The organism is Pseudomonas sp. HN8-3, assembly GCF_020790195.1.
GTDB classification, from domain to species: Bacteria; Pseudomonadota; Gammaproteobacteria; order Pseudomonadales; family Pseudomonadaceae; genus Aquipseudomonas; species Aquipseudomonas synxantha_A.
Genome location: NZ_CP086206.1, coordinates 4109011 through 4122537 on the forward strand (window position 1 = coordinate 4109011; position 13527 = coordinate 4122537).

At 58.3% G+C, this 13527-nt stretch carries 10 protein-coding genes; 7 read left to right on the top strand and 3 right to left on the bottom strand.

The genetic code is table 11. The features are described from left to right. Positions 1 to 7: 7 nt before the first annotated feature. Positions 8 to 610 (bottom strand): glutathione S-transferase family protein, encoded by a 603-nt coding sequence (locus LJX92_RS18210; protein WP_032880125.1) that lies wholly within the window; start codon positions 608 to 610, stop codon positions 8 to 10. A 307-nt stretch (positions 611 to 917) separates the two neighbouring features. Here LJX92_RS18210 and LJX92_RS18215 point away from each other — a divergent pair, with 307 nt between their 5' ends. Then, positions 918 to 2264, top strand: a complete 1347-nt coding sequence (locus tag LJX92_RS18215) for an NCS2 family permease (protein ID WP_228308777.1) — start codon at positions 918 to 920, stop codon at positions 2262 to 2264. A gap of 13 nt (positions 2265 to 2277) precedes the next feature. Then, positions 2278 to 2916, top strand: a complete 639-nt coding sequence (locus LJX92_RS18220) for a LysE family translocator (RefSeq protein WP_032880122.1) — start codon at positions 2278 to 2280, stop codon at positions 2914 to 2916. Here the strand turns inward: LJX92_RS18220 and LJX92_RS18225 are convergent. Together LJX92_RS18225 and uraH are read right to left on the bottom strand one after the other, a co-directional pair. Next, the gene (locus LJX92_RS18225; protein ID WP_228308778.1) at positions 2900 to 8134 is read right to left on the bottom strand and encodes a dermonecrotic toxin domain-containing protein; all 5235 of its coding nucleotides are present in this window, start codon (positions 8132 to 8134) and stop codon (positions 2900 to 2902) included. The two genes, LJX92_RS18220 and LJX92_RS18225, sit on opposite strands and share 17 nt — an antisense overlap. Before the next feature lie 159 nt (positions 8135 to 8293). Continuing rightward, the gene (gene uraH, locus LJX92_RS18230) at positions 8294 to 8647 is read right to left on the bottom strand and encodes a hydroxyisourate hydrolase (RefSeq protein ID WP_032880118.1); all 354 of its coding nucleotides are present in this window, start codon (positions 8645 to 8647) and stop codon (positions 8294 to 8296) included. 431 nt (positions 8648 to 9078) lie between these two features. Between uraH and puuE the strand changes: the two genes are divergently transcribed. The 5 genes from puuE to LJX92_RS18255 all read left to right on the top strand — a co-directional run bounded on the left by puuE (position 9079) and on the right by LJX92_RS18255 (position 13511). Then, positions 9079 to 10005: an allantoinase PuuE gene (puuE, locus tag LJX92_RS18235; RefSeq protein ID WP_005789948.1), complete on the top strand. Its 927-nt coding sequence runs from the start codon at positions 9079 to 9081 to the stop codon at positions 10003 to 10005. Then, complete coding sequence (gene uraD, locus LJX92_RS18240) at positions 10002 to 10517, top strand: 2-oxo-4-hydroxy-4-carboxy-5-ureidoimidazoline decarboxylase (protein WP_223018159.1); 516 nt, start codon at positions 10002 to 10004, stop codon at positions 10515 to 10517. The genes puuE and uraD overlap by 4 nt, the downstream gene beginning before the upstream one ends. A 41-nt stretch (positions 10518 to 10558) precedes the next feature. Further along, a complete protein-coding gene (gene alc / locus LJX92_RS18245; RefSeq protein ID WP_005789952.1) occupies positions 10559 to 11554 on the top strand; it encodes an allantoicase in 996 nt (331 codons plus the stop codon). A 118-nt stretch (positions 11555 to 11672) separates the two neighbouring features. Next, complete coding sequence (locus LJX92_RS18250) at positions 11673 to 12176, top strand: ureidoglycolate lyase (RefSeq protein ID WP_005789953.1); 504 nt, start codon at positions 11673 to 11675, stop codon at positions 12174 to 12176. A 51-nt stretch (positions 12177 to 12227) separates the two neighbouring features. Continuing rightward, complete coding sequence (locus LJX92_RS18255) at positions 12228 to 13511, top strand: urate hydroxylase PuuD (protein ID WP_228308779.1); 1284 nt, start codon at positions 12228 to 12230, stop codon at positions 13509 to 13511. The last annotated feature ends 16 nt before the right edge of the window (positions 13512 to 13527 follow it).

Consider the following 13527-nt stretch of genomic DNA (forward strand, 5'->3'; position numbering starts at 1 on the left):
TGTGAACTCAATCCAGCATCGCCACGTGCTTGGGATGGCTGGCCACCCGCTGCAACCACGCCTGCACCGCCGGGTAAGGCGCCAAATCAAAGCCGCCTTCATGGGCTACATGGGTGTAGGCATACAGCGCGATATCAGCAATCGAATAGGTGTCGCCCACCAGGTACGGCGTGGCTTGCAACTGGCGCTCCATGACTCTCAATGCCTTGTAACCGCCCTTGTGGGTGGTCTTGTATTCCTCAAGACGGTCCTGCGGCATATTCAGGTAAAACTGGATAAACCGCGCCACCGCTATATACGGCTCATGGCTGTACTGCTCGAAAAACTGCCACTGCAATACCTGGGTGCGCAGGCGCGGTTCCGTGGGCAGGAACTCGCTGCCATCGGCGAGGAAATTGAGAATCGCATTGGACTCCCATAGGCAGGTGCCGTCTTCCAGCTCCAGCACCGGGATCTTGCCGTTGGGGTTCTTCGCCAGGAACTCAGGGGTCTGGGTGTCGCCCTTGAGGATGTCGATATCGATCCACTGAAACGGGATCCCCAACAAGCTAAGCATCAATTTGATCTTGTAGCAGTTGCCCGACTTGTAATCGCCATAAACCTTGTACATGGGCTCCCCTTATGCCGCTTTGCGCATTCCGAGCGAATGCTTGCGCCCTCAAAGTGCGGGTATTGCGGCAATGTTTCAAGGCGGCGGGCGGAATAAATCTACCTGTCCCCCTGGGAGTCAGCCTTTCATCCACTTTCGCCCAGACATTCGAAAACATTATTTGCTTTATTTGTATACAAAAGCATAATTCGCTTCGTGCGAGTTCCTGACCTTTTGGTCAACAAACCCGCCAGTACCTCAAAGCGCTGTTGCCCACTCATGTGACCGGCGCTGGACATAACAATAAAACGATTGAGGAGTACTCGCTGTGGATAGCCGTAAAACCGAAGCCCCTACGTTGGACCAGGCCACGCCGCAAGGCGGTTGGCTGGAACGCCTGTTCAAACTGCGCTTGCATGGCACCACAGTGAAGACCGAGCTGATCGCCGGCCTCACCACCTTCATCACCATGGCCTACATCATCTTCGTCAATCCCAACATCATGGCCGACGCCGGTATTGATCACGGTGCGGCCTTTGTCGCCACCTGCATCGCCGCAGCCCTGGGGTGCCTGTTGATGGGCCTGTACGCCAACTGGCCGGTGGGCCTGGCGCCGGGTATGGGCCTGAACGCGTTTTTCACTTACACCGTGGTCGGCACCATGGGCTACAACTGGGAAACCGCCCTCGGCGCGGTGTTTATCTCGGGCGTACTGTTCATGATTCTGACGCTGTCACGCATCCGAGAATGGCTGCTCAACAGTATTCCGGTCAGCCTGCGTCATGCCATGGGCGCAGGTGTGGGCCTGTTCCTCGGGGTGATCGGCCTGAAAACCGCCGGCATCATCGTCGACAGCCCGGCCACCCTGATCAAGCTCGGCTCCCTGCATGAACCCGCCCCGCTGCTGGCGGCGGTGTGCTTCCTGCTGATCGCCATCCTCAGTTATCACCGTGTATTCGGTGCAATTCTCATCAGCATCATCGCCGTGACCCTGGCCGGCTGGGGCCTGGGCCTGGTGCATTACAACGGCATTCTCTCCACCCCACCGAGCCTGGCACCGACCTGGATGGCGATGGACGTAATGGGTGTGTTCAATGTGAGCATGATCAGCGTGGTATTTGCCTTTCTTTTTGTACACATGTTCGACACTGCCGGTACACTGATGGGCGTTGCCCAACGGGCCGGGCTGGTCAAGGCCGACGGCAAGATCGACAACCTGTCCCGCGCATTGAAGGCCGACAGTGCTTCCAGTGTGTTCGGCGCCATGGTTGGCGTGCCGCCAGTGACCAGCTACGTGGAAAGCGCCGCAGGTGTGGCAGCCGGTGGCCGCACCGGGTTGACCGCTGTAACGGTGGGTGTGCTGTTCGTGGCGGCGATGTTCTTCGCACCGCTGGCCGGCATGATTCCCGCCTACGCCACCGCTGGCGCGCTGATCTACGTAGCGATGCTGATGATGGCGAGCATGGCCCATATCAATTGGGATGAAGCTACCGACAGCATTCCGGCGATCGTCACTGCCATCATGATGCCGCTGACGTTCTCGGTCGCCGACGGGATCGCTCTGGGCTTTATCACCTATGTAGCGCTGAAGGCCGGCACCGGCAAGTACCGCGAGATTTCTGTCAGCCTGTGGGTGTTGTGCGCGATTTTCGTTGCGAAATTCATATTTTTATAAAAAGGAGCAAATGATGAACCTGGATACCTGGCTGCTGTTCAGTGGGGCTGCATTGATCGTGATCCTGATTCCAGGGCCATTGTCGCTGCTGATGATCAGCAACAGTCTCAACTACGGCCTGCGCCGCTCGTACCCGGCGTTTTTGGGCGGAGTGTTTGCGTCGATCTGCCTGTTGAGTGCTTCGGCCTTGGGTCTGGGGGCCTTGTTGCTGGCCTCGGAACAGCTGTTCAGTGCCTTGAAAATTGTCGGCGCGCTGTACCTGTTCTACCTGGCCTGGCAGAGCTGGCAGCAATCGCGTCTGCCGAGCGAAGGCGCCGAAGTCCCACAAACGCCGTCTGTACCGCGCTTTCGTGCGTTGTTTGGGCGAGCCTTTGTGTTGGGCGCCAGCAACCCCAAGGACATCCTGTTTTTCGCTGCCTTCCTGCCGCAGTTTCTCAGCAGCCAGCAACCGTTCCTGCCGCAATTGCTGATCATGATCGCCACCTGGACGGTGCTCGACCTGCTGTGCAAGCTGGCCTACGGTCTGGGTGCCCATGGCGCGGCGCGTTACTTGCGCAGCGGTTCGGGCCAGAGCTGGTTCAACCGCATCAGCGCGGCACTGTTCGGCGGCGCCGGTGCGATGGCACTCATCAATGCTAAGGGGTCAATTTGACGAAATAAACAGTTGGATCGAGACGCCCCTTTGTGGGCCATTGGATGCCGGCCACAATCCGCACCAAGCGCTGTTCCTGCATCGCGGTGTCAACTGCCCTTAATAAAAGAGAGTCGGGGTGTGAGTTGATGGCTATCCGAACCCAACGGTTCGAAAGCTTCCCTCTCACGGTCATTCGCCCCAGTTCAAGCCATTGGTAGGCCACGTAGTAAATGGTGTTCGAACGGGGATGAGTAACGACTGATTCAATACTGGGTTCTCCAAAACGCATCCCTGCGCGCCGCACAGACAAGTCCTCGACGCGGTAACCCTGCTGCTCCAGCACGGTCCTGACGGCGGCGCGCTCCGCTTCAAGCCTCTGCGTCCTGACCGGGACGACACCATATTGCAGGCTCGGGTCTAACGGATGAGGCGGCGTGAAATCAACGCGCGTGAAGCCGGGTGCCTTGCCTTCGAAACCGACGTATAGATATTGCTTGCGCCGTTCATTAGTCCGCAACATCCGTAGTAAATCGTCCGTTTGGCCGCTCCTCGCAGGGAGCGGGGGTAGCCATTCGTCCAGCGTCGCGCGGATGCCGAGCAAATGGCTTGCCGTGGCAGAGTGGGAAGGATCTGCCAATTCAATCATTCTCATGACGGTAAACTTTCGAGCTTCATTCGTCATGGAGGGAAAGGCCCTGCCCACAGAGTGCTCCAACGAACTGTCGAACAGCGCCGAATGATGTTGCCATTCACCTGTAGGCAGGCGTGATACGGGAATGGGCTGGTCGCGAATATCAGTGCTGGTCCAGCGCATGATATCGGCTCGCGCGGATGGCCCCGGTGGCTCATTTCGGGTGATAAACACCAGGTCGGTCAACGATGCATGGTCGCCCTGCGGGAGCATCCGGTAAAAACCGCTGTTCGGATCCTGGAAGTCGGTATAAGGAGGAGCCACGCGCAAAAACCTGGCATTGAGCGAAGAACCTCTGGGAGCCGAGCCAACCTCAAACACTCCAGGCGCAGGGAAGCCCACAATGTCACGGGGGTGAACTTGAGCACGCCAACTCAACCACTGGGTGTCCGTTGTACGTGACTGGACAATCCGGTTCTCAGTCGCCATGCGCTCACGAGGGGGTTGCCAATCCGACGAGGGCGCCCGGGGAGCGCGCCATGGGTCATGCACCCCGGAGCTGGGCCCAGGTTGAGGATTATCGGCCTCCAGCAACCACTCCTTGGGCTGATGGATATTCAGGACCAACTCATCCTCACCGCTTTTCAGCATGTTTCTCAACCGAAACGCAGACTCGCTATCACGTTGGTAAACGGGATAATGGTGAGTGTCATCCGTTACAAATTGCTGACCGTCTTTCACATAAACGCCCTCCCTGCCACGCCCTTTGAGCGCCACAGCATCCGGAGGCACGCCCTTGACTTTGAAACGGTCCAAGGGTTTTAACGCGGCCGCAGAAGGCGCAGCCTGACGCAGCACTCGGCCACGGCTGAAATGCGAACGATGTATCCGATTCAACACCGCCCCCAGCGGGCGCCGCACGATACCCGCCGCTACGCCTCTGACCTTGGGGCCGGGGGTAAAGGTCTGCCACAAATCGAACACCAGATACTGGGTCATAAACACAATATCCACGACATCATTGGGGTCTGCGAAACGGTGAAAACGTCGTGCCACAATCAGCAATTCATAAAAGGAGTTAGCCAGCGCAAATAACGGAAAGAAAAACGATATGAGCGCTCGCAGGCTGCTATCAGTCTGCTCCGCAAGGCGGCGGACACGATACTCATCCAGCACCTTGCCGGAATTACTCGCCGCTTGAGTGCGGCGTTGCAAATCCAGCACATTGGCGTAATACAGCAATGCCCTGGGTTCACTGTGGGATATGGGAACGATCGCCAGCCAGTTTGACGGGTTAGTGGCAATTTGCTCGCGGATCAGTTTTTCGATCTCATCGAGCACTGGCGTCGGTTGCAGATGTGTAATGCTGAAGGAGCGAACAAAACCAGGGAGCCTCCACTTACCTTCGAAATAATAAGCATCCGGCATGACAGAAAGCCATCCAGGCTCTCCTGCTTCATCGGCGTCATGAATGATTGCGTCAAATGCCCAACCGGGCGCTACCTGCCGCGCCAGTAACTTTACAAGGTCAGCCGAAGCGGCAACGCGACTGAGTTCTACCCGCGCCACCGCCACGCTGATGTACTCGGTGATGATCAAGGCATGCGGCGCAGCAGGCCAGTAAACTACGCAACGCTCGCTGCCCTGATCCTGCATGACCACGACCCCTGAGATATAGCGATCATGCTGCATCGTGTGCGCCGCCAGATGAACGACGTACAACTTCAAATCATACCCATTTTTCAGCAGGTCCTCAGGCGTTCGCGCCGCCATCGCCGTGCTGAACAGGCTCTGTGCAAAGGTGCTGAGCCCTTGTTTAACCGCCGAAAAAAGCTGCATGTGCGCGCATTCATCCAGCGTGCGATTGATCAGCGCAGGAATGCGACCCGCATCCGAACTCGGTTTGGTTTTAACCGTGGGGTAGAAGGTGTGGTTGATCTGCGTGTTGTAGTTTCCGCCGATATCCAGCGAGGAGACTGTCTTGATCAGATAGTCCTTGTTCAGCCGTTGCTTCCACTGCGGTTGCAGATAGCTTGCTCGATTCAATCGCCAAGGCACCCAGGGTGCTTGCGGATCAAGATTATGCAATGCCAGCTGCAACATGCTGAAGGTTGTGGTTTGAGTACTTGGGGTCAGGACCTGCCCGCGATTGCCCGGCGTGCAGTGGCTTTGATTACCGCAGAAGCTGCCTCTGACATCGTCCGGCATCGTGATCAGGGGCTTGTCGATGTCCAGCTCCGGGTAGAAACCATCCTCGGTTAAACGGGCGATCAACTTGCGGCGGGCGAACGTTTCCAAGTCAGTCAGAGAGCGTTCAAGCAGGCTTTCAGAGGCAAAGGCGCTGCTCAGGTACCGGCGCTGCAAGCGCTTGAAGTGTTTAAGCTGGGCAGGTGTTGCGCCCGCTAACCACTGTGGCAATTTTTTTGCCTCAAGCGCAGCCTTGCGCAGAAGATCAATGTTGGCCTGAGCCTGGTTCAAGGCGGGACTGTCGGGAATCTTCAAGTGCGCGTCCAGCTCAGCCAATAGCAACAAACGGCTCAGCTCGGCATCTTTTACCTCATTGAACAGACCGGCAGTACCCTCAATGCGCTTGTTCAAGCGAAAGTAGTAGGCCATCAAGTGTTTGAAAGAAACCGTCGCAGGGTTCCCCTCAATGGGTTCATAGCGCACCGTCAGGGTTTCACGCCGGGCATGGTCACGTAAGTCGTGACGCTTATCGTGCTCTATACAGCCCCACAGGACCGAATCATCACTGCTCCCGAGGCTGGCTTTCAGACCGCGGGTCAAAGCGTCCAGGCCTGAAAAAGCCTTCAGCCCGCCATATTGCCCGAATGCATACAGCGCGACCGGAACCCCACGGGACGGGTGCTTCATCGCCGTCGCCCGAGCCACTACCCAAACGTTATGAAGCGGGTAGAAGGCAGCCTGCACGCTGCCCACAGAGACCGAAAACACCTGGGCTTTACCGCCCACGTATTTGGATGCCGACAGCCGCTCCACGACCTCCATCACCAAGTCCCGATGTGCAGTGGGTATCAGCTTGAGCCGGTGTTGCAACTGAACCTCACAGCGCAGGGCCTCGACATGGGCACGCAGGAACAAGGCATAACGTTTGTGCGCACCGGTTGGGCGCTCAATCCAAAAAGGCATATCGTAGAGCCGCTGCTGTGCACCGTTAATCAGCGAATTCAACGCTTCTTTATGCGCTTTGAGTTGGTTCTCAAACACCACAAATTCCTCAAGCGCTGCAGTCTCGACGCTCAGGTCATCGGCGTTGAATAGTGCGAGCAGACCTTTTTCGTAGCGTTTGACCTGCTGTTCTGCGGTGAGCAGGGCCAGGCCGGGCGCGGTGCTGGCAAAGATAATTTCTGCGCGTCGTCGCTGCTCGTCCCACTTGAGCAATTGATAGAGGAGGGTCCCAAGCCGGACTTTACCGACCAGTTGCTTCCTTGCACGCTCGATAAAACGCAGAAAAGGCACAGCGGTCAGCGGTTGAGGTCGCGGCTTTTTTGGAGAAAACACGTGTGCGTGATTGATCGCCAGCGCACAGGCCAGCTCGTTTTCCCATTGACCTTCCAGCAACGCTTGCGCGCTCATCGCCAGCGCATCACCGGAGATTGTCGAACCGCGATCCACGCTTAACGCGGGGGTCAGGTCCGTAGGCCGACACAACTCATGTCGGCGCTCTAACGGCAGGCATTGCCAGAGTTCGTCGAACAGTGACTCACTGGCCAACTTTACCAAACCGCATTGCAGGTCGAAGAAGGACGGGTACTCGTAGAAATTGCGCACCACACCCGGCAGGTAAATCACATGCGGTGCACCATCAGGATCGCCTTCACGGTAGATATGCAATGCACCGGGAATTGCAACCGCAGGCGTACCCGGCCACATCAACGAACTCGCTCGCACAGTGGCCCAATCGCCCCCTGCTCGCTGGCGCGCCCCAGCACTGGGTGCGTCGATCAGGGCCTGAAGCAGAGCCATCCCGGCACTCGACAGCTCGTCCAATTGCTGCGCCATAAAAGCCCGGTCAGCGAAGAGTTCGGCGTGCAGCTCTGCCCAATACCCCCTGCGTGTTTGCGAGGAACCGGGCTGCAGCGCGTCCCAATAAGGCGTGGCCGACCAGGCAATTCTGTCTTGCAGCTTCATGGCGATAACTCGCTGCAGCACTTGCAACGGCGTATAAGGCAACTGGCGAGTCGGGTCACCCTTGACGCTCAGGGCAGTGAACTGATTCAGGTTGATCGGCACTGCGGGCAAGGCCAGTGACAGCAGCGCCCGATCAGTCAGGCTGTCGACTTTCTGGGGTTCTGCTGGTGGTTTGGGCACGGTGAACAGCAGGGTGTCCGGGTCTATTTCAAACTCTTTGCGTAGCTCGTCGCGGATCACCCACAAAACTTTTGGCGCGCGCGCTATCAGCCTTCCAAGCACCTTTATTACCTCGACGCAGCGCAGTTCGGCAAAAGCAATCTGATTGATCAGGCGGCTTGGATGGGCGTGAGCGTTGATTCGCCGGGTCAGCTGGCTGCGCATACCCTGAAGCGTTGCTTGAGCAGCGATCTCCGGATCTTCTGGGTCGGGGATGTGGTTGAGTGAGGCCATGATGTTTTCTTGATTGAGGAAAACACCGAGCCTAGGCAACGCACAGGCACTTAAGGCTTTAGATAGTTGAACGCAGCACGCGCAAAAAAAGCCCGCAGTGTGCGCGGGCGAAACCAACGAAGAGCATTTTTTGGGGGGGGTGTGAAGCGAGGTGACGACTCAGCTACCGCGATAGGTGGAGTAGCTGTAAGGCGAAATCAGCAGTGGCACATGGTAATGGTCTTGTTCGGCGCTGATGCCGAAACGCAATACCACCACGTCGAGAAAAGCCTGCTCCGGCAGTTGCACACTGCGGGCGCGGTAGTAGTCGCCAGCGCTGAATTGCAATTGGTAGACACCGCTGCGGTAGTCATCGCCTTGCAGCAGCGGCGCGTCGCAACGGCCGTCGCTATTAGTCACGGCGCTACCCACCAGTTCAAGCTGCGCGCCTTCGACGCGATACAACTCGACCTTGATCGCGCTGCCGGGGCAGCCGTGTGCGGCGTCCAAAACGTGTGTGGTCAAACGTCCCATGGCTTTTATGCGCCTCCCGAAGTCAGTCATAGAGAAACCCGCACTCTTTCAGGGCAGTGAAAGAGCCGGCGATGGCCGATTAAGACACTTTTATAAAAAATTGTACACAATAAATTTCACAGCGCTTCCACCCTCCTGTAGGAGCGAGCTTGCTCGCGAAAAACGCCAACGATGACGCGGGCTCTCAGAATGAAAAGTGGCGCCCTCAGGGTTTTCGCGAGCAAGCTCGCTCCTGCAGTGGGCTTTTTCATTTTAACCTGACCACTTAGGCAAGTTTCTTGCAGACAGACCGTTCAGAAAAAATGCAGAAATGCAGGCTTACAAAGTTTGCGATAAGTTGTATACAATCACTCATCGCTGTGACGCCACCCAGTCTTTCCACTGCCCGGCCGCCACGCACCTAGCTACCACGAACAAGAAGGAAGACTGCAGTGAGCGCTGACTACCCACGCGACCTGATCGGTTACGGCAGTAACCCTCCTCACCCTCACTGGCCGGGCAACGCACGCATTGCGCTGTCGTTCGTACTCAACTACGAAGAAGGCGGCGAGCGCAATATCCTGCATGGCGACAAAGAGTCTGAAGCCTTCCTTTCGGAAATGGTCTCGGCCCAGCCGCTGCAAGGCGAGCGCAACATGAGCATGGAGTCGCTGTACGAATACGGCAGCCGTGCCGGGGTGTGGCGCATCCTCAAGTTGTTCAAAGAATTCGACATACCGCTGACTATCTTCGCCGTGGCGATGGCTGCCCAGCGTCATCCGGATGTAATCCGCGCCATGGTCGCCGCCGGCCACGAGATTTGCAGCCACGGCTACCGCTGGATCGACTACCAGTACATGGACGAGGCCCAGGAGCGCGAGCACATGCTCGAAGCCATCCGCATCCTCACCGAGCTGACCGGCGAACGCCCGCTGGGTTGGTACACCGGTCGTACCGGCCCCAACACCCGCCGCCTGGTGATGGAGGAAGGCGGTTTCCTGTATGACTGCGACACCTATGACGACGACCTGCCCTACTGGGAACCCAATACCCCTAACGGCAAGCCGCACCTGGTGATCCCCTACACCCTGGACACCAACGACATGCGCTTCACCCAGGTGCAGGGTTTCAACAAGGGTGACGACTTTTTCGAATACCTCAAGGATGCCTTCGACGTGCTGTATGCCGAAGGTGCCGAAGCGCCGAAGATGCTTTCGATCGGCCTGCATTGCCGCCTGATCGGCCGCCCGGCACGCCTGGCCTCGCTCAAGCGCTTCATTGAATACGTTAAAGGCCATGATCAGGTGTGGTTCACCCGCCGCGTGGACATCGCCCGTCACTGGCACCAAACCCACCCCTGCACGGGAGCGGCGAAATGACTGCGTTCCAGACCTTGCAACCGTCGACCCTGAGCCGCGACGCCTTCGTCGCAGCCTTTGCCGATATTTACGAACACTCGCCATGGGTAGCCGAAAAGGCCTTCGAGCTGGGCCAGGATGCGTCGATCGACCAGATCGAAATCCTGCACCAGCGCATGAGCGATATCCTGTTGAGCGCTGATCATCAAAGCCAGTTGGCTCTGATCAACGCCCACCCGGACCTGGCCGGTAAAGCCGCCGTCCAGGGCCAACTGACCGAAGCCAGCACCAATGAACAGGCTGGCGCCGGTATCCACCAATGCACGGCCGAAGAGTTTTCTCGCTTCACCGAGCTGAATGACGCCTACAAGGCCAAGTTCAAGTTTCCCTTCATCATGGCGGTAAAAGGCAGCAACCGGCACCAGATTCTCGCCGCGTTCGAAACGCGCATCCATAACTCGACAGACACCGAGTTCAAGTGCGCGCTGGACGAGATCAACAAGATCGCGTTGTTCCGTTTATTGACCCTCTAAACGACCATCCCCAGCCACTCTATCCAAGGCAGACAAGAAGAATGAAAGCTTACGCCGTACCTTTCGAAAAGTTCGTCAACCTGGCCGACGCCCGCCTGGGCACCAAGATCATCTCGGTGACCGATGACTGGTTCGCCGACGCCAACCGCCTGTTCCAGCCGACCCCGGCCGTGTGGAAGGAGGGCGTTTTCGATGACAACGGCAAGTGGATGGACGGCTGGGAGTCACGCCGCAAGCGCTTCGAAGGCTACGACAGCGCGGTGATCCGCCTGGGCGTGCCGGGTTCGATCAAAGGCGTGGACATCGACACTTCATTCTTCACCGGCAACTTCCCGCCGTCGGCCTCACTGGAAGCCTGCTTCCTGGCCTCGGGCGAGCCGGACGCCAATACCCAATGGGTTGAAGTGCTGTCGGCGGTAGAGCTGCAAGGCAACAGTCACCACTACCACGAGATCAACAACGACCAGGCGTTCAGCCACCTGCGCTTCAACATCTACCCGGATGGCGGCGTCGCCCGTCTGCGTGTGTATGGCGTGCCGTTCCGCGATTGGTCTTCGGTGGGCGACAACGAACAGGTCGACCTGGCTGCCGCGCTCAATGGCGGTCGTGCCCTGGCCTGCTCCGATGAACACTTCGGCCGCATGAGCAACATCCTCAACCCGGGCCGTGGCATCAACATGGGTGATGGCTGGGAAACCGCGCGTCGTCGTACACCGGGCAATGACTGGGTGATCGTCGCGTTGGGCCACCCGGGCGAGATCGAAAAGATCATCGTCGACACCCTGCACTTCAAGGGCAACTACCCGGACACCTGCTCGATCCAGGGCGCCTTCGTCAAAGGCGGAACCGACAGCCAGATCGAAACCCAATCGCTGTTCTGGCGTGAACTGTTGCCGGCGCAGAAACTGGAAATGCACGCAGAACACACCTTCGCCGAGCAGATCAAGGCGCTGGGGCCGATTACCCATATCCGCCTGAATGTGTTCCCGGATGGCGGTGTGAGTCGCCTGCGCGTCCTGGGCAAAGTGTCGAAATAAGCGGTGATGCCATCGCAGGCAAGCCAGTTCCCACAGGGGAATGCATTCCAAATGTGGGAGCGGGCTTGCCCGCGATAGCAATAGACCAAACAACACAGTATTCGGATAAGAGACAGCCATGCGCACACTGATGATCGAACCCCTGACCAAAGAAGCCTTCGCCCCTTTCGGAGACGTTATCGAAACCGATGGCAGCGATCACTTCATGATCAACAACGGGTCGACCATGCGCTTTCACAAACTGGCAACGGTCGAAACAGCACAGCCTGAAGACCACGCCATCATCAGCATCTTCCGCGCCGATGCGCAGGACATGCCGTTGACCGTGTGCATGCTGGAGAGACACCCGCTGGGCAGCCAGGCGTTCATACCGCTGCTCGGCAACCCCTTTCTGATCGTGGTCGCGCCACTTGGCGATGCACCTGTATCAGGCTTGGTCCGCGCCTTCGTTACCAACGGCAGGCAGGGCATCAATTACCATCGCGGCGTCTGGCACCACCCGGTGCTGACGATCGAAAAGCGGGATGACTTCCTGGTGGTTGATCGCAGTGGCACAGGCAATAACTGCGATGAGCATTTTTTCAAAGAGGATGAGCGGTTGATCCTCGCCCCCCACCAATAAGAGAAGGCCGGATCACCCGACAACAAGGGTGACAGGCGAGAGGTAAAGACTGTGGAAGCACATCTGTTGGAATGGCTGAACCTGAGCGTGCGCTGGGTTCACATGATCACTGGCGTCGCCTGGATCGGCGCTTCGTTCTACTTTGTCTGGCTGGAAAACAACCTCAATCGCGTCAACCCCAAGAACGGCCTGGCCGGTGACTTGTGGGCGATCCACGGTGGCGGTATCTACCACCTGGAAAAATACAAACTGGCTCCGCCGACCATGCCGGACAACCTGCACTGGTTCAAATGGGAAGCCTACTTCACCTGGATGTCGGGCGTCGCGCTGCTCTGCGTGGTGTTCTACCTCAACCCCACGCTGTACCTGCTCGCCCCCGGCAGCAGCCTCAGCGGCACCGAAGGCGTATTGCTGGGCATCGGCTCACTGTTCGCCGGCTGGTTCATCTACTCCTTCCTCTGCGACTCGGCCCTGGGCAAGCGCCCTGCCCTGCTCGGCTTGATCCTGTTCGTGCTGCTGATTGCGGCGGCGTATGGCTTCAGCAAGGTGTTCAGCGGCCGTGGCGCCTACCTGCACGTGGGTGCGGTGATCGGTACGATCATGGTCGGTAACGTGTTCCGCATCATCATGCCCGCCCAGCGTGCACTGGTGGCAGCCATCGCCGAGAACCGCACACCGGATCCGGCGCTGCCGGCCAAGGGCTTGCTGCGTTCACGCCACAACAACTACTTCACCTTGCCGGTGCTGTTCATCATGATCAGCAACCACTTCCCGAGTACCTACGGCAGCCAATACAACTGGCTGATCCTGGCCGGGATCGCAGTGGCGGCGGTGCTGGTAAGGCACTACTTCAACACCCGGCATGACAGCCAGAAGTATGCGTGGACCTTGCCGGTGGGCGCGTTGGCGATGATCAGCCTGGCGTATGTAACCGGGCCCAAACCTGCAGAACCGATTGCCAAGGCACCTGCTGCGATCGAGTACCAGCCGCTGCCGGAAACCGCCCTGGGCGGTGGCTTGAAACCCGCAGCGCCTGCCGCCCCCGCCGCTGAACCGGCACCGGCCCAGGCCGCGACCGACTTCGGCCAGGTGCACCATGTGATCGAGCAACGCTGCACCGTGTGCCATTCGGCCAAGCCCACCAGCCCGTTGTTCAGCACCGCTCCGGCTGGGGTGATGTTCGACACACCGGCACAGATCCAGCAGCAGGCCGCGCGTATTCAAGCGCAGGCCGTGGCCAGCCAGATCATGCCGTTGGGCAATATTACCCAGATGACCCAGCAGGAAAGAGACCTGATCGGCACCTGGATCAATCAGGGGGCCCGCACCAACTGACTGTTTCACACGGGAC